At 71.9% G+C, this 18884-nt stretch carries 17 protein-coding genes; 9 read left to right on the forward strand and 8 right to left on the reverse strand.

The features are described 5' to 3' along the window. Positions 1-14: 14 nt before the first annotated feature. On the reverse strand, positions 15-794 hold the full coding sequence (locus tag AC068Z_RS09845; protein WP_478554074.1) for a thioesterase II family protein: 780 nt from the start codon (positions 792-794) through the stop codon (positions 15-17). Between the two features lie 205 nt (positions 795-999). Here AC068Z_RS09845 and AC068Z_RS09850 point away from each other — a divergent pair, with 205 nt between their 5' ends. The 5 genes from AC068Z_RS09850 to AC068Z_RS09870 all read left to right on the forward strand — a co-directional run bounded on the left by AC068Z_RS09850 (position 1000) and on the right by AC068Z_RS09870 (position 5417). Next, positions 1000-1785 (forward strand): 3-oxoacyl-ACP reductase, encoded by a 786-nt coding sequence (locus AC068Z_RS09850; RefSeq protein WP_451730041.1) that lies wholly within the window; start codon positions 1000-1002, stop codon positions 1783-1785. Between the two features lie 115 nt (positions 1786-1900). After that, entirely contained in the window at positions 1901-2845 is a 945-nt protein-coding gene (locus AC068Z_RS09855) for an aromatase/cyclase (protein WP_478554076.1), read from the forward strand. After that, complete coding sequence (locus AC068Z_RS09860) at positions 2842-4170, forward strand: NDP-hexose 2,3-dehydratase family protein (RefSeq protein ID WP_478554078.1); 1329 nt, start codon at positions 2842-2844, stop codon at positions 4168-4170. Before AC068Z_RS09855 ends, AC068Z_RS09860 begins: the two co-directional genes overlap by 4 nt. Next, entirely contained in the window at positions 4163-5140 is a 978-nt protein-coding gene (locus AC068Z_RS09865) for a Gfo/Idh/MocA family protein (protein ID WP_478554080.1), read from the forward strand. The genes AC068Z_RS09860 and AC068Z_RS09865 overlap by 8 nt, the downstream gene beginning before the upstream one ends. A gap of 64 nt (positions 5141-5204) precedes the next feature. Continuing rightward, on the forward strand, positions 5205-5417 hold the full coding sequence (locus AC068Z_RS09870) for a DUF4287 domain-containing protein (RefSeq protein ID WP_478554082.1): 213 nt from the start codon (positions 5205-5207) through the stop codon (positions 5415-5417). A 1-nt stretch (position 5418) separates the two neighbouring features. On the opposite strand, the gene AC068Z_RS09875 is transcribed toward AC068Z_RS09870, so the two are convergent. Beyond that, complete coding sequence (locus AC068Z_RS09875; protein WP_478554084.1) at positions 5419-6120, reverse strand: TIGR03943 family putative permease subunit; 702 nt, start codon at positions 6118-6120, stop codon at positions 5419-5421. Then, positions 6117-7112, reverse strand: coding sequence for a permease (locus AC068Z_RS09880; protein WP_478554086.1), 996 nt, complete (start codon positions 7110-7112; stop codon positions 6117-6119). The genes AC068Z_RS09875 and AC068Z_RS09880 overlap by 4 nt, the downstream gene beginning before the upstream one ends. 173 nt (positions 7113-7285) lie before the next feature. Here AC068Z_RS09880 and AC068Z_RS09885 point away from each other — a divergent pair, with 173 nt between their 5' ends. Next, positions 7286-9121, forward strand: a complete 1836-nt coding sequence (locus tag AC068Z_RS09885) for an NAD-binding protein (RefSeq protein WP_478554088.1) — start codon at positions 7286-7288, stop codon at positions 9119-9121. 60 nt (positions 9122-9181) lie between these two features. Here the strand turns inward: AC068Z_RS09885 and AC068Z_RS09890 are convergent, their stop codons facing one another. Beyond that, a complete protein-coding gene (locus AC068Z_RS09890) occupies positions 9182-11011 on the reverse strand; it encodes a S9 family peptidase (RefSeq protein WP_478554090.1) in 1830 nt (609 codons plus the stop codon). A 114-nt stretch (positions 11012-11125) separates the two neighbouring features. On the opposite strand from AC068Z_RS09890, the gene AC068Z_RS09895 reads away from it, so the two are divergent. Next, positions 11126-11914, forward strand: coding sequence for an SURF1 family protein (locus tag AC068Z_RS09895; protein ID WP_478554091.1), 789 nt, complete (start codon positions 11126-11128; stop codon positions 11912-11914). Positions 11915-11947: 33 nt separating this feature from the next. Here AC068Z_RS09895 and AC068Z_RS09900 read toward each other — a convergent pair whose 3' ends face one another. The 4 genes from AC068Z_RS09900 to AC068Z_RS09915 form a co-directional block, all read right to left on the reverse strand. After that, the gene (locus AC068Z_RS09900; RefSeq protein WP_478554092.1) at positions 11948-13231 is read right to left on the reverse strand and encodes a hypothetical protein; all 1284 of its coding nucleotides are present in this window, start codon (positions 13229-13231) and stop codon (positions 11948-11950) included. Between the two features lie 68 nt (positions 13232-13299). Beyond that, complete coding sequence (locus AC068Z_RS09905) at positions 13300-13911, reverse strand: SigE family RNA polymerase sigma factor (RefSeq protein ID WP_451730016.1); 612 nt, start codon at positions 13909-13911, stop codon at positions 13300-13302. 450 nt (positions 13912-14361) lie between these two features. Then, a complete protein-coding gene (locus AC068Z_RS09910) occupies positions 14362-15420 on the reverse strand; it encodes an aspartate-semialdehyde dehydrogenase (RefSeq protein WP_478554093.1) in 1059 nt (352 codons plus the stop codon). Further along, positions 15420-16691 carry an aspartate kinase gene (locus tag AC068Z_RS09915; protein WP_478554094.1) on the reverse strand — a complete coding sequence of 424 codons (1272 nt, stop codon included), beginning with the start codon at positions 16689-16691 and terminating at the stop codon, positions 15420-15422. Before AC068Z_RS09915 ends, AC068Z_RS09910 begins: the two co-directional genes overlap by 1 nt. A gap of 279 nt (positions 16692-16970) precedes the next feature. On the opposite strand from AC068Z_RS09915, the gene AC068Z_RS09920 reads away from it, so the two are divergent. Together AC068Z_RS09920 and AC068Z_RS09925 are read left to right on the forward strand one after the other, a co-directional pair. Beyond that, a complete protein-coding gene (locus AC068Z_RS09920; protein WP_478554095.1) occupies positions 16971-17699 on the forward strand; it encodes a cyclodityrosine synthase in 729 nt (242 codons plus the stop codon). Beyond that, positions 17689-18876 (forward strand): cytochrome P450, encoded by a 1188-nt coding sequence (locus tag AC068Z_RS09925; RefSeq protein WP_478554096.1) that lies wholly within the window; start codon positions 17689-17691, stop codon positions 18874-18876. Before AC068Z_RS09920 ends, AC068Z_RS09925 begins: the two co-directional genes overlap by 11 nt. Positions 18877-18884 lie beyond the last annotated feature (8 nt).

Genomic DNA, 18884 nt, shown 5'->3' on the forward strand with positions numbered 1-18884 from the left:
GTGTCGGCTGCCCTTCATGAGTGAGTGCGCGCGTAAGACAGGCGGTGCACGTCCCGGCAGAGCCGGCCCAGCAGTTCGGGCAGGGCCGGGCCCCGCAGGAAGTGGTGGTCCCCGGTGACGGTCCGCTGCGCGTGGATCCCGTCGGCCCACGCCCGCCAGCCGGCCATCACCTCGGGACCGGCCACCGGATCCTCGGTGCCCGCGATCGTCACCAGCGGTGCGCCGAGCGGTCCGTCGGCGGCCCGGCGCAGTGCGCGGGCGAGCCGCAGGTCGTCCCGGATCACGTCCAGCGCCGTGCGCTGCCAGACACCGCGGCGCGGAGTGCCCGGCTCCACCGCGCCGAACGCCTCCAGCACGTCGAACAACTGGTCGTCGGGCAGCTCGCAGGCATCCGCGAGCGCGGACTCGGCGTCCGGCGGCGGACAGGCGCCCAGCACGACGAGCATCGGCGCGGTGCGGTGTACCCGCTCCAGGGCACGGGCCACGGAGTAGGCGATCAGCCCGCCCAGGCTGTGCCCGTACAGGATGTACGGCTCCTCGGGCGGCGGCCCGTGCTGCCGCAGCAGATCGGCGAACAGGCCCCGCGCACTGGTGACCCGGGCCTCCAGGCGCCTCGGGCCGCGTCCGGGGAGCAGCACCGGGACCGGCCGCGCCGAGTCGCCGAGCACCGTGGACCAGCCGCCGAACGCGGAGACGCCGGCACCCGCGTGGGGGAAACAGAACAGCTTCAGGCGCGCTCCCGCCGGCCGGGGAGGTGCCTCGGTGCGTGTCGTGATCCGGGAAGTACGGGTCATCGCCGCCTCTTGGGTCGTCGCGGGTCGGGTCAGTCTGGGAAGACGACCTCGACCACAGATGGAGCGGCAGTGGTGCCACGCCACAGCCGCGCCCGGCGTGAGGGACCGTCCGTCGTCCCCTGAGGCCCCTTCGAGCGCCCTTCCAGGAGCGGCTGTGAGCATCCCCGCGTTGTCGGGACCGTTCGGAGCACCGTCAGGAGGACGAATGTCGGAACAGGAGTCGCGGACCGCCGTGGTGACCGGCGCGACCAGCGGGATCGGCCTGGCCACCACCCGGCTGCTGGCGCGCCAGGGCTACCGGGTCTACCTGTGCGCCCGTACCGAGGACAGTGTGCTGCGTACGGTCAAGGAACTGCGCGAGGAGGGCCTCGACGTCGACGGCCGTCCCTGCGACGTCCGGTCCACCGAGGACATCCAGCGCTTCGTGCAGGCCGCCGTCGACCGGTACGGCACGATCGACGTGCTGGTCAACAACGCGGGCCGCAGCGGGGGCGGGGTCACCGCGGACATCGCCGACGAGCTGTGGCTGGACGTCATCGCCACCAACCTCAACAGCGTGTTCCTGATGACCCGTGAGGTGCTGAACACGGGCGGGATGCGCCACAAGGACCGGGGCCGGATCATCAACATCGCCTCGACCGCGGGCAAGCAGGGTGTGGTGCTCGGCGCCCCCTACTCGGCCTCCAAGCACGGCGTGGTCGGCTTCACCAAGGCCCTCGGCAATGAGCTGGCCCCCACCGGGATCACCGTCAACGCGGTCTGCCCGGGCTATGTGGAGACCCCCATGGCACAGAAGGTGCGCTCGGGCTACGCGGCCGCCTTCGACACCACCGAGGAGCAGATCCTCGCGAAGTTCCAGTCCAAGATCCCGCTGGGCCGCTACTCCACGCCCGAGGAGGTCGCCGGGCTCGTCGGCTATCTGGTCACCGACACCGCGGCCTCCATCACCGCCCAGGCCCTCAACGTCTGCGGCGGCCTCGGCAACTTCTGATCTCCGCAGAGGCTTTCGCGCGAGCGCACGGCCACAGGAGCTTCCCCGTCCGAAGACCGTCCGAAGCCCCGTCCGAAGACCGTCAGAAGACCCGTCCGAAGAGGTGACACCGATCATGACCGTACGCGAGGTCGAGCACGAGATCACCATCGAGGCCCCGGCGGCCGAGGTGTACCGGCTGATCGCCGATGTGGAGAACTGGCCCCTGATCTTCCCGCCCTCCGTCCACGTCCAGCGGGTGCCGCTCGCGGGGAACGAGGAGCGGATCGGGATCTGGGCCACCGCCAACGGCAGCGCGAAGAGCTGGACCTCCCACCGGGTCCTCGACCCCGAGGCGCGGCGCATCACCTTCCGCCAGGAGGTGTCCACGCCGCCCGTGGCCGCGATGGGCGGCACCTGGATCGCCGAGGAGCTGGGCCCGGAGCTGACCCGGGTGCGGCTGCTGCACGACTACCGGGCCGTGGACGACGACCCCGCCGGGCTGGAGTGGATCGACGAGGCCGTGGACCGCAACAGCCGGCAGGAACTCGCCGCGCTGAAGGCCAACGTGGAGCTGGCCACCGGCACCCCGGACCTGGTGCTGTCCTTCGAGGACAGCGTCGAGATCAACGGCTCGGCCAAGGACGTCTACGCCTTCATCAGCGAGGCGAACCTGTGGCAGGAGCGGCTGCCGCACGTCGCCAAGGTGGACCTCCAGGAGGAGACGCCCGGCCTGCAGGTGCTGCGGATGGACACGCTGACCAAGGACGGCTCGCAGCACACCACCGAGTCGGTCCGGGTCTGCTTCCCGCACCACCGCATCGTCTACAAGCAGACCACGCTGCCCGCGCTGATGGCCCTGCACACCGGGTACTGGCAGCTGGAGGAGGACGACCGGGGTGTCACCACCGCCACCTCCCAGCACACCGTGATCCTCAACACCGAGAACATCCCGGTGATCCTGGGCGAGGACGCGGACGTCCCGCAGGCCCGCACCTTCATCCGCAACGCCCTCGGCACCAACAGCCGGGCCACCCTGGGCCACGCCAAGAAGTACGCGGAAGACAAGGCCGGGCGGTGACTCCGCCGCTGGAGGACACCGGCGCCTTCCAGGAGTGGTTCGCCGACCGGCGGGCGGCGAACCACTACCGCGTCACGCGGGTACCGCTCGACGCCCTGGACGGCTGGCACTTCGACGCCACGACCGGGAACCTCGGGCACCGCAGCGGCGGCTTCTTCACCGTGGAGGGGATCGAGGCGTCCCTGGGCGGGGACAGCGGCACCTGGACGCAGCCGATCATCATCCAGGACGAGATCGGCATCCTGGGGATCCTGGTCAAGCGGTTCGGCGGGAAGCCGTACTTCCTGATGCAGGCGAAGATGGAGCCGGGCAACGTGAACACGCTCCAGCTGTCGCCGACGGTCCAGGCCACGCGCAGCAACTACACGCGCGTGCACCGCGGCAACGCGGTTCCCTACCTGGAGTACTTCGTGGACCCCCGGCAGGGCCGCCGGGTCTTCGACGCCCTCCAGTCCGAGCAGGGCTCCTGGTTCCTCGCCAAACGCAACCGGAACATGATCGTGGAGGTGCCGGAGAGCACCGAGGTGCCCGCGCACGACAACTTCCGCTGGGTGAGCCTGCCGCTGCTGAAGGACCTGCTGCGGATCGACAACGTCGTCAACATGGACTCCCGGACCGTGCTGTCCGGTCTGCCCTTCCTCCGCGACGAGCAGGACCGGGGCGGTCCGTGGCCGCACACGACGGCCGAGATCCTCAGCTGGTTCACCGAGGCGCGCAGCAACCACGTGCTGGAGCGGCGGCGCATCCCGCTGAACCAGGTGAAGGGCTGGAGCCGGGGCCCGGACCGCATCGAGCACGAGCGGGGCACCTTCTTCACCGTCCTCGGGGTCGACGTCGAGGCCAGCAGCCGGGAGGTGGCCCGCTGGTCCCAGCCGCTGCTGGCGCCGGTGGACCGGGGCGTGGTCGCCTTCCTCGGCCGGCGCACCGCACCGGACGCGGACTGGCAGCTGCTCGTGCACGCCCAGAGCGAGGCGGGCACCTCCGACGTGGTGGAGATGTCGCCGACGGTGAACTGCGTCCCCCAGAACTACGCGCACCTGCCCGCCGCACAGCACCCGCCCTTCCTGGACCAGGTGCTGTCCGCGCCGCCGTCCCGCGTCCACTTCGACACCGTGCTCTCCGAGGAGGGCGGCCGATTCCACCACGCGGAGAACCGCTACCTCCTGGTCGAGGTCCCGGACGACTTCCCGGCCGACGTACCGGACGACTACATCTGGATGACCCGCCGCCAGCTGACCGGCTTCGTCCGCTACGGCAACCACGTCAACGTCGTCGCCCGCTCACTGCTCGCCTGCCTCATGGACCAGGGAGACCCGGATGCTTGATCCCGTACGCCTGGGGCTCCTCGGCTGCGCCGACATAGCGACCCGCAAGGTCCTGCCCGCCCTGCCCTCGGTCCCCGGGACCGGGCTGCGGCTGGCTGCGGTCGCCAGCCGCAGCCCGGAGCGGGCCAAGGAAGTGGCCGCCCGCTTCGGGGCGCGAGCGGTGTCCGGGTACCCGGAGCTGCTCGCGGACCCCGAGGTCGAGGCGGTGTACGTCCCGCTGCCGCCCGCGCTGCGCGAGCCGTGGGTGCGCCGGGCCCTGGAGGCGGGCAAGCACGTCCTCGCGGAGAAGCCCCTGACCACGGTCCCGGAGGAGACGGCCGCCCTGGCGGCGCTGGCCGAACTGGCCGGTCTGGCGCTGATGGAGAACTACATGTTCGTCCATCACGCCCAGCACGCGTACGTACGAGATCTGCTGGCCGAGGGCGCGATCGGCGAACTGCGCACTGTCCAGACGTCGTTCACCATCCCGCCCCGCCCTGCCGCAGACCACCGCCTCCGCCCCGAACTCGGCGGCGGAGCCCTCCTCGACGGCGCGGGTTACCCGGTGCGGGCCGCGCAGTTCTTCCTCGGCGACGACCTCGCCGTGCTCGGCGCGAGCCTGAAACGGCACCCGGCGCACGGCGTGGACATCGCGGGCGACGCGCTCCTGCGCGGCCCCACCGGAATCACCGCCCAGGTCGGCTTCGGCATGGAGCACTTCTACACGGCCCGCTACCAACTCCTCGGCAGCACCGGCCGGATCACCGTGGACCACGCCTTCAGCACCCCCCGGGACCACCGCCCGCTGGTCCGCCTCGACCGCCAGGACCACCAGGAACTGCGCACCCTCCCGGCGGACGACCAGGTCGCGAACACCCTCGCCCGCTTCACCGAGGCCGTCCGCTCGGGCGGCCCCACCGGCATCGCGACGAGCGTCGCGCAGGCCCGGATCGTCGAGGCGATCCGAAAGTCCGCGGCCGGCCACCGATGAGTTCTCCGCCCGACCCCGGTCTACCCTCCGACCATCACACGCACCACGACAGGAGACGACCGACATGACCACCCCCGCCGTCAAGGGCCCCGCCAGCTACTTCCCCTCCATCGAGAAGAAGTACGGCCGTCCGATCGCGGAGTGGAAGGACCTGATCCGGAACTCCCCGCTCACCAAGCACATGGAGCTCGTCAACTGGCTCAAGTCCGAGCACGGTCTGGGCCACGGCCACGCCAACGCCCTGGTCGCCCACACCCTCGCCGAGTCCGGCTCCTGAGTCAGCTGTTCCAGGTCTCGTCGTACGGGTCCTGCGGGGCCCGCACCGGAACCGCCTCCGTCACCTCCAGGTACGGGACGGGGGCGCCGTTCACCGGGTCCTCGGTGGTGCGGGGGGTGTAGGTGCCGGTCACCCGGAGCCAGGTGTCCGGGCGGAGGACGGGCGGGACCTCTCCCGTCAGGGCGATCTTGACCGGCTGGGCGTCCGCCGCACAGCAGTTCAGGGTCATCCGGACCAGGTACGGGGTGCCGGAGGAGCCCGTGGCCACGAATCCCGTGATCTCCAGCCGGCGGCCCTTCAGGGTGCGGCCGTGGTCGTAGACCGCTCGGGCCGCGTAGTCGGCCACGGCCAGACGCAGGGTGCCGGTGGGCGGCAACTCGGCGTAGCCGTACGGCTTCTGCAGGGCCGTCCCGGCGCGTACGGCGCTGTAGGAGCCCAGAGCCGGCGGGGCGACCAGGATCAGGGCGAGGAGGGGCAGGGCCAGGAGCCAGCTGATGCGGGGCTCGGGGTGGTCGGCGTGGGCGGGGGCCCGGCGCTCGTACCAGACCGTCGCCAGCGCAGCGACGATCAGGACCACCGCCGACAGCAACAGCAGCGGACGCAGCCCTGACTTGACGTACCGCAGGTAGAGGTCGGTCGTCCCGGCGTGCAGCAGGGCCGCGCCCAGCAGGAACAGGAGCGCCGCCTGCGCCTGCCGCGTCACAGGAGCACCGCCCCGGTCAGCGCGGAGACCGCCACCGCCACCACGAAGGTCGCCGGGGCGAAACGCAGCGCGAAGGCGCGGCCGAAGGTGCCCGCCTGCATCGCGAACAGCTTCAGGTCGATCATCGGGCCCACCACCAGGAAGGTGAGCCGGGCCGTCAGGGAGAAGTGGGTCAGCGACGCGGCCACGAACGCGTCCGCCTCCGAGCAGATCGACAGCAGTACGGCGAGGCAGGCCAGGGAGAGGATCGCCAGCACCGGGCTGGCCGCGACCTCGCGCAGCCAGTTCTCCGGGACCGCCGACTTCAGGGTCGCCGCCGCCATCGCGCCGACCACCAGGAAGCCCCCGGCGTGCATCACGTCGTGCCGGACCGAGGACCAGAACGCGGCGCCCCTGCTCCGGCCGTCGTGGGACGGACGCGACGGCGGGCGCAGCCAGTCGGTGCGGCCGAGGCGCAGCCAGAGCCAGCCCATCGCGCAGGCCACCAGCAGACTCGCGACCAGCCGGGCCAGGACCATCTCGGGGTTGCCGGGGAACGCCACCGCCGTCGAGGTCAGCACGATCGGGTTGATCGCGGGCGCGGAGAGCAGGAAGGCCAGCGCGGCGGCCGGGGTCACGCCCCGGCGGACCAGCGCCCCGGCCACCGGCACGGACGCGCACTCGCAGCCCGGCAGGACCGCGCCCGCGGCGCCCGCCACCGGCACCGCGAGGGCGGGACGCGAGGGCAGGGCGCGGGCGAAGAACGACGGGGGCACGAACACCGCGATCGCCGCCGAGAGGAGAACGCCCAGCACGAGGAAGGGCAGCGCCTGGATCACCACGGCCACGAACACCGTCGTCCAGCTCTGCATCACCGGTGACGACAGCGCCCCGCGCAGCGGGTTCTGCAGCAGCACGGCGAGGACGAGCAGCGTGATGAAGGTGAGCGGGGTGCGGGTGTGGCGGTCGTCGTCCCGCTGGTCGGGGGGCCGGGTTCGGGTGATGGTCGCCACGGGTGGTCGCGTCCCTCCGGTGCGCTCTGTGCGGTCTTCCTCCCCTTTCTTACGGGGAGTTGGCGCCCATTGTTCAGATCCTTGCTGGAACCACCCGTCCCGGTGAGGCAGTCTTTCCCCTCGTGGGGAGCGTACCGAGTCAGGGTCAGCCGGGTGGTGCACCACCGGCGCACATGGTGGTGTGCGGCGACGACGGGCTCGCGCACCGGCTCGCCGCCGAACTCCGGGTCGTCTACGGCGAACAGGTCACGCTCGTCGTGCCGCCCGCCGAACGGGGGTTACTGCCGCCGGTGGTCGGACGGGCCCGGGCGGCTTCCGCCGCGCTGCTCGACCGGATGGTCAGTGCCGCCGTCGGCCGGGCCGGGGGCAACGGCACACCGTCGCAGCCCGACACCGAGCGCGTGGTCGAGGCCGCCGAGCTCACCGAGGCCGTGCTGGCGGACGCGGGCGTCGAGCGGGCCGCCGCACTCGCGCTCGTGTATGACGACGACGAGGCCAACATCCGCGCGGCCCTGACGGCCCGGCGCCTCAATCCCCGTCTCCGCCTGGTCCTGCGGCTCTACAACCGGCGGCTCGGGCAGCACATCGAGGAACTCCTCGACCAGGCGGCCGCGTTGGCCACGGGCGACGGGGTGACGGACGCCTCCACCACCGTGCTGTCCGACGCCGACACCGCCGCTCCCGCGCTGGTCGCCACCGCGCTCGTCGGCACCAGCAAGGTCGTCCAGACCGACGGCCTGCTACTGCGGGCGGTGGAACGCCAGCCCGCCGGACCCGGACAGGTGGCGGCACCCGGACTCGCCACGCTGGCACTGCTGTCCTCCCCGGGGACCGACGGGGAGCAGGAGCCGCGGTTGCTGCCCGACGAAACGGCGGTGCGGGAGGCGCGGGGGCGGGGAGCCGTCGTCCTGGAGCAGGTGTCGTACTCCGGGCCCTCCATGTCGGGCGGGCGGGGTGTCGTACCGGCGTTCGCGTCGCTGTTCTCGCGGCGGCTGCGGTGGTCGCTGGCGGGTCTGGTGGGCTGTGTCCTCGCCCTGGCGGTGGCGCTGACGGTGGTCACGGACGACCACCCGCTGCACGCCACCTACGAGACCCTCCTCGACCTCTTCGCGATCAACGAGCCCGCGCTGAACGAGTCCACGGGCCGGCAGGTGCTGCAACTCCTCTCCGGGCTGCTCGGTCTGCTGTTGCTGCCGGTGCTGCTGGCCGCCGTGCTGGAGGCGCTGGGCACCTTCCGCACCGCCTCCGCCCTGCGCAAGCCGCCTCGGGGGCTCGGTGGGCATGTGGTGCTGCTCGGGCTCGGGAAGATCGGGACGCGGGTGCTGACCCGGCTGCGCGAGCTGCACATCCCGGTGGTGTGCGTCGAGTCGGACCCGGAGGCGCGCGGGATGGCAACGGCCCGGCGGCTGCGGGTGCCGGTGGTGCTGGGGGACGTGACGCAGGAGGGCGTGCTGGAGGCCGCCAAGATCCATCGCGCGAACGCGCTGCTCGCGGTGACGAGCAGTGACACGACGAACCTGGAGGCCGTACTGGCGGCCCGGTCCGTCCGCCCCGACCTGCGGGTCGTGCTCCGCCTCTACGACGACGACTTCGCGACGGCGGTGTACCGGACGCTGCGCGCGGCACATCCGCACGCCTCGACCCGGAGCCGGAGCGTGACCCACCTGGCCGCGCCGGCCTTCGCCGGGGCGATGCTCGGGCGGCAGATCCTGGGGGCGATCCCGGTCGAGCGGCGGGTGCTGCTGTTCGCGTCAGTCGAGGTCGGCGGGCATGCGGAACTGGTCGGGCGGACGGTGGGAGAGGCCTTCCGGGCGGGGGCCTGGCGGGTGCTGGCGCTGGACACGGCGGCGGCCACGGAGGACGCGGCGGGCACGGACGCGGCGGGGCTGGTGTGGGACCTGCCCGACACGTACGTCCTGCGGGCCGAGGACAGAGTGGTGCTGGCCGCCACGCGGAGAGGGTTCGCGGAGCTGCTGGGGCGCAGGCGCCGGGAGCCGGCGGGGGCATGAGGGGGGTACGGCCGGACGTACCCCCCTTTCCCTTCCAGTTCCCTTGCAGCCCTTCTCCCTCTAGCCCTTCGCCAGATGCCGCTCAGCGAAGTCCAGCTCCAGTCTCACCTGCTTGATCCGCTCGTCCACGACCAGCGAACCGTGACCGGCGTCGTAGCGGTAGACCTCGTGGACCGCCCCCCTGGCCTCCAGACGCTTGACGTAGTTGTCGATCTGGCGGATGGGGCAGCGGGGGTCGTTCACACCCGCCGAGATGTAGACGGGCGCCTTGACCGCGTCCACGTACGTGAGCGGCGACGACGCCTCGAAGCGCTCCGGGACCTCCTCCGGCGTGCCGCCCAGCAGCGTGCGGTCCATCGCCTTCAGCGCCTCCATCTCGTCGTGGTACGCCGTGACGTAGTCCGCCACCGGCACCGCCGCGATGCCCAGCGTCCACGCGTCGGGCTGGGTGCCCAGGCCCAGGAGCGTGAGGTAGCCGCCCCAGGAGCCGCCGGTGAGGATCAGCCGGGCGGGGTCGGCGAGGCCGGACTCGACCGCCCATTCCCGCACCGCCGCGATGTCCTCCAGCTCGATCAGGCCCACCCGGTGCTTCAGGGCGTCCGTCCAGGCCCGGCCGTAACCCGTCGAGCCCCGGTAGTTGACCCGGACGACCGCGTAGCCGTGGTCCACCCAGGCCGCCGGGCCCGCCGCGAAGGCGTCGCTGTCGTGCCAGGTCGGGCCGCCGTGGATGTCGAAGACCGTGGGGAGCGGCCCGGTGGCGCCCGCCGGCTTCTGGATCAGGGCGTGGATCCGGCCGCCGGGGCCCTCCACCCAGACGTCCTCCACCGGGACCGAACCCGGGGACTTCATGCCCGGAGGGTCCAGGACGACCTTGCCCGTCGTCGAGCGGACCGTCGACGGCTCGGCGGCCGAGGACCACAGGAACTCGACCGTGCCGTCGGGACGGGCCGTCGCACCAGAGACAGTGCCCTGCGGGGTGGGGATCCCGGTCAGCTCATGGGTGGTGAGGTCGTAGCGGAAGAGCTCGCTGCGCGCCTCGTGGCTGTGCGCGACCAGCAGGCCCGAGCCGTCCGGGTACCACTCGGCGCTGACGTCGCCCGGCAGCTCCAAGGCCAGGTCCGTCTCCTCGCCCGTGACGACGTCCCAGACCAGCGGCTCCCAGCGGCCACGGCGCTGGTGGCCGACCAGGAGACGGCTGTCGCCGTCGACCGGGGCGAAGCCCAGCACCTCCAGGCCCAGCTCGACGGTGCCGCCCTTGGTGTCGTCCAGCTCGGCCACCGCCGAGCCGTCCGGGCGCAGCACCCGCAGCGCGGAGTGCATGGCGTCGCCGTGCTCGGTGTGCTCGACGGCGATCAGCGAACCGTCGTGGGAGAGATCGCCGACGCCCGCGGACTCGCGGTGCCGGTAGAGCTCGGCCGGGGGCTCGCCGAGGCGGGCGAGATGGATCGTCGTGCCCTCCTCGTCCGTGGAGCGGCCCACGATCGCCGTACGGCCGTCGCGGCCCAGGGCCAGGCCCGCGGGATAGGAGGGGTCCAGGCCCGGGGCCGCCAGCTCGTCCTCGCCGCCCGCGAAGGGCTGGCGGCGCCAGACGCCGAACTCGTCGCCGTCCTTGTCGTCGAACCACCAGATCCAGGCGCCGTCCGGCGAGAGCACGCCGTCCGTCGTGCCGTTCGGCCGGTCCGTCACCTGGCGCTGCTCGCCGGTGGCGCGGTCCCAGGCGTACAGCTCGTACGTCCCCGTCGCGTTCGACACGAACAGGGAGCGGTCCGGGGCGTCCTCCGCCCAGTCAGGCAGTGACACCCGCGGCGCCCGGAAGCGCTTCTCCCAGTCCGGCAGCTCCCGGCTCTGCTTCTGCTGATCCGGCGCGGCGGACCCGTTGCTCTCAGTCATGGCCCCATAGTGCCTGCCTGAGCCGACAATGCGCTGGCCCGGCCCTCAGCCTGTGGACAACTTCCCCCTGACCCCGCGGGCCCGGTGCCATCGGGGTGCCCGTACCGTGGTGGCGTGTACCGGTTTCTGCTGACGCCCCGTTGGTGGGGGATCAACGTCTTCGTGCTGCTCGCCATCCCCTTCTGCGTCTTCATGGGGTCATGGCAGCTGAGCCGGTTCGAGGAGCGGGTGGACGACCACCAGGGCGCCGAGGCGCGGGCCGCGTCCGACAAGCGGGAGGCCGCGCGGCCGGTGGCGGAACTGCTGCCGGTTAACAAGGCGACCGTGGGGAAGCAGGTCACGGCCACCGGGCGCTACGGCAAGCAGTTGCTGGTGCCGGACCGGGAGCTCGACGAGCGGCGGGGGTTCTACGTCCTCACGCTGCTGCGGACCGACGGCGGGGAGGCCCTGCCGGTGGTCCGGGGATGGCTGCCCGGGGACGCGGATCCCTCGAAGGTGCCGGCCGCGCCGACCGGTGAGGTCACGGTCACGGGGGCGCTCCAGGCGTCCGAGCAGCCCGGCGAGAACGGGGTGCCGGGCCAAGGGGGGCTGCCCTCGGGGCAGACCGGGGCGATCAGCGCGGCTTCCTTGGTGAACCTCGTGCCGTACGACGTGTACGACGCGTGGGTGACCCTGAACGACGGGGACGGGGACATGCGGGCCGTGCCGGCCGGCACGGCCCAGGGTTCGGGGCTGGATCTGAAGGCCTTCCAGAACCTCGGCTACACCGGGGAGTGGTTCGTCTTCGCCGGGTTCGTCGTCTTCATGTGGTTCCGGCTGCTGCGGCGCGAGGTGGAGTTCCTGCGCGACGCGGAGCTGGGGCTGGTGGAGCGGGAGGCCGAGGAGGAGCGGGTCACCGCCTGAGCGACGGCCGTAGGGGGCGCCCCCGCGTCCCGCTCACGCCCCCGCCAGTACCCCGGTCCAGTAGACCGTCCCCGCGCAGGCGCCCGAGATCGTGGTCTGGGCCGTGGGAGCCGCCGGAGCCGCGGTGTTGGACACCGTGACCGTGCCGTCCGTGCTGCCGTCCGCCCTGAGGAGCTGGGTGGACGTGCCGGTGTCGCCGCCGGTGGAGGTGCCCTCCGTCGTGGTGGAACTGTCCGTCGGGGTGGGGTCGGGGGTCGGGTCGCCGGGGTCGCCCGTCGTGCCACCGGAGTTCTCGCCGGTCGAGGGGCAGGTCTCCGAGGGGACCCAGGCGAACTTCACCTCGTACGCGGATCCCGGCTGGAGCAGCAGGGACGTCAGTTCCACGGACGGGTCGGGCAGGGCCGTCGCCGGGTCGCCGGAGATGTGGCGGGCCGTGGAGATCTTCGTCGGGTCCGCCGCGCCGCCGGCCAGCGCGCTGAGCGAGCCCGGGCTCGTGACCGTGCAGGCGTTCAGGGAGGAGTTGGTGAAGCGGAACGTGCCGTAGACCGTGCCGACCGCGTCCGGCGCGTCCGCGCCCGAGGCGGCGACCGCCAGCTGTTCCGCCGTACAGACGGCCGCGCCCGTCTCCGTCGTCGCCGACGGGTCCGCACTGCCGCCCGGGCCGGTGCTGCCGCCGTCGCCCTTGCCCTCGTTCTCCTTCTGCTCGCTCTCCTTGTCCGGGTCCTCGTTCGTGCCCGAGGACCCGCCGACCGAGCCGGAGCCGCCGTCGGGGTCCACGCCCTGACTGGCGCCGCCCTGTGCCTGGGTGCCGTGGCCCGCCATGGAGGGGTTGGCGCCCGGGCCCGTGGAGTTGGACACGTGCACCAGCGCCGGGACCGCCGTACCGACGAACAGCGCGGCCGCCGCCATGCCGACGAGGGCCTGCCGCTTGCGCGCCCGCCGCGCGGGCACCGCCCGCCGCAGATGCTCGAGCGTGCCGTCCCGCGGCTCGATCTCCTGCACCGCGTCCCGCAGCAGCCGTCGCAGATCCAGCTCGTCGGAGCCAGCCCCGGCCGAACCGGCCGGCCCCAGGGCGAGCGCCCGCAAGCGCTCCGGGCCGTCCGCTTCCGGCGTGGTCGTCCCACTGCCGCCCGAGCCGTGCGGGCCACCCTCGGCGGGGCCCAGGGCGAGCGCCCGCAGACGCTCCAGGCCGCTCGCCTCCGGCGTGGTCTCGCTGTCGTCGGCCTGCTCGGCAGGGGTCGCCGGGGTCGCCTCGTGCGGACCCTGGTCGTCGGGGTGGTGCCCGGTGGGGCCCTGGTCGTCGGGGCCGTGGTTCACAGTTCCGTTCCCAGCTTGCGATTGCTTCGGCGCCTGGTCGCGGCGCCGCCGTTCGTCGTGGTCCCCGCTCATGCCGGCGCCTCCATCGCGACCCGCAGCGCCGCGATGCCGCGCGAGCCGTACGCCTTGACCGAGCCGAGGGATATGCCGAGCGTCTCGGCGACCTGCGCCTCGGTCATGTCCGCGAAGTAGCGCAGCACCAGCACCTCGCGCTGGCGGCGCTGCAAGCCCTTCATGGCCTTGATCAGGGAGTCGCGCTCCAGCTGGTCGTAGGCCCCTTCCTCCGCGCTCGCCATGTCCGGCATCGGCTTCGACAGGAGCTTCAGGCCGAGGATGCGGCGCCGCAGAGCCGAGCGGGAGAGGTTCACCACCGTCTGGCGCAGGTACGCCAGCGTCTTCTCCGGGTCTCTGACTCGCTTGCGCGCCGAGTGGACGCGGATGAACGCCTCCTGGACGACGTCCTCGCAGGAGGCCGTGTCGTCGAGCAGGAGCGCGGCGAGACCCAGCAGCGACCGGTAGTGGGCGCGATAGGTCTCGGTGAGGTGGTCGACCGTGGTGCCGGCGGCCGCCGCCTCCTCGGCGTACGGCGCCTCGGAGCCGTCACGCTGACTGGGTATGCGGGCGGGCCGCGCTGCGGGCATGGGTGCGATCACCGGCATGCCGCCGGGCGTACCGGGCATGCGGGGTCTGCGGGAAGGGCGCGGGGGCCGTAGGGCCGTGCCGCGCGTCGCCGCATGGAAGTCGAGTACCTCTGCCACGCCTGTTGGACACGCTTCCCCCCGGGAGGGTTGTACGTGCCGGACGTCACTTTTGCGTCAGGCAGCACGACCGACGGTGCCTCACATGCACTCATGCGTCCCGCTCTTCCCCTATGTCCCATATGAACGGGCGTCCCCACGCCCTGTTCATGGCGTCCCCACGCCTGAAAACGCGTCCATCACACCCGCCGTAGGGCGACCGCAAAGACGCTCCCCGCCCTCCGCACGGTTGCGGAGGGCGGGGAGGAAATCTTCGAACGCCGAAGAGGTCCTGATCAAGTGGTACGGACCATCATCCGGCTCACATCTTTCACGCAGATCCTACAAACTTCGGCCACCCGAGCCCCCAGCTTTTCCGGCCACGGGCCGCCGTCACGCAAACTCCGCCGCCACCAGCTCGGCGATCTGCGCGGTGTTCAGCGCCGCCCCCTTGCGCAGGTTGTCCCCGCACACGAAGAGTTCCAGCGCCGTCGGGTCGTCCAGCGCCCGGCGCACCCGCCCGACCCAGGTCGGATCGGTGCCGACCACATCGGCGGGCGTGGGGAACTCCCCCGCCTCCGGGTTGTCGAACAGCACGACCCCAGGGGCCGTGGCGAGGATCTCGCGGGCCCGGGCGACGGTGACCTCGCCCTCGAAGCGGGCGTGCACGGTCAGGGAGTGCGTGGTGATCACGGGGACCCGCACACAGGTCACCGCCACCGGCAGGGAGGGCAGCCCGAGGATCTTGCGGGACTCGTCCCGCACCTTCATCTCCTCCGACGACCAGCCGTCCGCCCGCGGCGACCCGGCCCACGGCACGACGTTCAGCGCGACCGGCTCCGGGAACGGCCCGGTGTTGTCGCCGACGGCCCGCCGTACGTCACCGGGGTGGGTGCCGAGCTCCGTGCCCGCGACCAGCGCCAGCTGCTGCCGCAGCGTCTCCACGCCCGCCCGGCCCGCGCCGCTCACCGCCTGGTACGACGACACCACCAGCTCGCGCAGCCCGAACTCGGCGTGCAGCGCGCCCAGGGCGACGATCATCGACAGGGTCGTGCAGTTGGGGTTGGCGATGATGCCGCGCGGCCGCATCCGGGCCGCGTGCGCGTTGACCTCGGGGACGACGAGGGGCACGTCGGGGTCCATCCGGAAGGCGCCGGAGTTGTCGACGACGACCACGCCCTTGGCCGCGGCCACCGGCGCCCAGCGCTCGGCCACCTCGTCGGGGACGTCGAACATGGCGATGTCGACCCCGTCGAAGGACTCCTCCGACAGGGCCACCACCTCGACCTCCTCGCCGCGCACGGCCAGCTTGCGGCCGGCCGAGCGCGGTGAGGCGATCAGACGGATCTCGCCCCAGATGTCCGCGTGCTGGGACAGGATCTGGAGCATGACCGTGCCGACGGCTCCGGTCGCTCCCACGACCGCGAGCGTCGGCCGCAGGGACCCGGGCATCAGCGGCCGGTGCCGCCGTACACGACCGCCTCGTCGCTGTCGGAGTCGAGGCCGAAGGCGGTGTGCACGGCGCGCACGGCCTCGTTGACGTCGTCGGCGCGGGTGACCACCGAGATGCGGATCTCGGAGGTCGAGATCAGCTCGATGTTCACGCCCGCGTCGGACAGCGCGGTGAAGAAGTCCGCCGTGACGCCCGGGTTGGTCTTCATACCCGCGCCGACCAGGGAGATCTTGCCGATCTGGTCGTCGTAGCGCAGCGAGTCGAAGCCGATGCCGGCCTTGTTCTTCTCCAGGGCGTCGATGGCCTTGCGGCCCTCGGCCTTGGGCAGGGTGAAGGAGATGTCCGTCAGCCCGGTGGCGGCGGCGGAGACGTTCTGCACGATCATGTCGATGTTGATCTCGGCGTCCGAGATCGTGCGGAAGATCGCGGCGGCCTCGCCCGGCTTGTCCGGCACGCCGACGACCGTGATCTTGGCCTCGGAGGTGTCGTGCGCGACACCGGAGATGATGGCCTGCTCCACCTTCTGGTCCCCAATCGGCTGACTGCTGACCCACGTGCCCTGAAGTCCGCTGAAGCTGGACCGCACATGGATCGGGATGTTGTAACGGCGGGCGTACTCCACACACCGGTGGAGCAGCACCTTGGAGCCGGAGGCCGCGAGCTCCAGCATGTCCTCGAAGGAGATCCAGTCGATCTTCTTCGCCTTCTTCACCACCCGCGGGTCGGCGGTGAACACGCCGTCGACGTCCGTGTAGATCTCGCAGACCTCGGCGTCGAGGGCGGCCGCCAGCGCCACGGCCGTGGTGTCGCTGCCACCGCGGCCGAGCGTGGTGATGTCCTTCTTGTCCTGGCTGACGCCCTGGAACCCGGCCACGATGGCGATGTTGCCCGCGTCCAGGGACTGCCGGATCCGGCCCGGCGTGACATCGATGATCCGCGCTTTGTTGTGGACCGAGTCGGTGATGACGCCTGCCTGGCTGCCGGTGAAGGACTGGGCCTCGTGGCCCAGGTTTTTGATCGCCATGGCCAGCAGGGCCATGGAGATCCGCTCTCCGGCGGTCAGCAGCATGTCGAACTCACGCCCCGCAGGCATCGGTGACACCTGCTCGGCGAGATCGATCAGCTCGTCCGTCGTGTCGCCCATCGCGGAAACGACGACGACCACCTGGTGGCCGTTCTTCTTCGCTTCCACGATCCGCTTGGCGACGCGCTTGATGCCCTCGGCATCGGCTACGGAGGAGCCTCCGTACTTCTGCACGACAAGGCCCACGTGCGCTCCTCGCTCAATCCGTCTCTTTCCGCAGGCATACGTATGCGCTGCGGCCTGTTCAGTCTATCGAGCGCCCGAAATCAGCCATCGTGAAGCCACATGGTGAGACCCGGACACCCAAGACGGTCCCTGCCCCCACCTTCGCGTGAACACTCCGCAAAGTGGGCCAGGTCACCCGTTGACGCTCTGAGTAGTCGCTCGCTAACGTCGCGTCGTCGTCGCCACACCAGGAGCACACGGCTCCATCGGGACTAGCGACGCGCGAAGGATTTCCTTCCCTTGACGACTGCGACCGTCTCAGAGATCCAGCACGTCACCCCCTCCGGCCTCTTCGAGGTCCGCGCCTTCACCCCGCACTGCGAGGTCATCCGCGACGCAGGGGACCACGCCGTCATCGGGGTCTCCCCCGGCAACAGCTATTTCTCCGCGCAGCGGGTCCTGGACCTGGCCCGCTGGGGGATGGCCCTGTTCGACCGGGTGGACTTCGTCTACACCGATCTGCACATCGCGGAGATGTACGAGGCGTCCGGCTACAGCGCCGACGACGCCCGCCGCAAGGCGGTGAAGAACCTGCGCGGGGTCCGCGCCAAGGTGCGGGGCGCGGTCCGGGCCGTGGACCCCGGCGGCACCCGGGTGAGGGCCCACGCCATGTCGGACTTCCGCGCCAACCCCGCCTACCGCGACCTGCACGAGCACCTCACGGCCCGGCTCGGCACCGACGAGGAGTTCCGCACGACCTGCGAACAGCTCGTCGGCTCCTTCCTGTCCGGCAGGGCGGAGGACGCCACCGAGGCCCAGCGCGAGGTCTGCATGGCGTACGTCTGCGCCGAGGCCCCTCTCTTCCTGGACACGCCCGCCGTCCTCGGCGTCCCGTCCTCCCTGAACTGCTACCACCAGCTCCTGCCGATGGCCGAACTGCTCTACGCCCCGGGCGCGGGCCTGCGTGCCTCGCGCAACCAGGGCCACGCGATCGTCACCCCGGCGCAGGAGGCGACCGATGTCCACTGACCACCTGATCGACTTCCCCTTCTCCTGGCGCGGCGACCAACTCCCCTCGGAGGTCGAGGAGTTGCGCACGACCACCCCGGTCCGCCGGGTCCGCACCATCGCGGGCGACGAAGCCTGGCTGGTGTCCTCGTACGACCTGTGCAAACAGGTCCTCGAAGACCCCCGCTTCAGTCTCAAGGACACCGCGGCCCCGGGCGTGCCCCGCCAGTACGCGCTGACGATCCCGCCCGAGGTCGTCAACAACATGGGGAACATCACGGGCGCCGGCCTGCGGAAGGCCGTACTGAAGGCCCTCAATCCGAAGAGCCCGGGGCTCGTGGAGTGGATGCGGTCCTGCGCCGGCCGACTCGTCGACGACCTGGAACGCGCGGGAGCCCCGGTGGACCTGCGGGCCGGTTTCGCCGACCCCTACTCGGCGGGCATGCACTGCCACCTCCTCGGCATCCCGCAGGCGGACGCGCCCCGGCTGATGCGGAGTCTGGACATCGCGTTCATGAACTCCGCCTGCCCGGTCACGGGCGCCCGGCTCAACTGGGACCGGGACATCGCGTACATGGCCGAGCGGCTCGACGACCCGGCGACGACCGGTCTGATGGCCGACCTCGCGGCGTTGCGCGAGGACCCCGAATACGCGCACCTCACCGACGAGATGCTCGCGACGGTCGGGGTCACCATGTTCGGCGCGGGGGTCATCTCCACCTCGGGCTTCCTGAGCATGGCCCTGGTGTCGCTGATCCAACACCCCGAGCTGCAGGCCGACTTGGTGGCGGACCGCGGGAGGATCCCGGCGGCGGTGGAGGAACTGCTGCGCATCAACCTGTCGATCGGGGACGGCCTGCCGAGGCTGGCCCTGGAGGACGTCCGGCTGGGAGACGTCGACGTACGGGCGGGCGAGCTGGTCCTCGTCCTCGTCGAGGGCGCCAACTTCGACCCGGCCGCCTTCCCCGACCCGCACACCGTCGACCTGGACCGGCCCAACAGCGCCGCGCACCTCTCCTTCGGCGGCGGCCGCCACTACTGCCCCGCCACGGCCCTCGGCCGCAAGCACGCCGAGGTCGCCCTCGACGTCCTCCTGGACCGCATGCCGAGGCTCCGTCTCGCCGTACCCATCGAACAACTGGTGTGGCGAACCGGCTTCATGAAGCGCATCCCGGAACGGCTCCCGGTCATGTGGTGACCGCACGC

It is taken from the genome of Streptomyces sp. NPDC043726 (genome assembly GCF_056436565.1).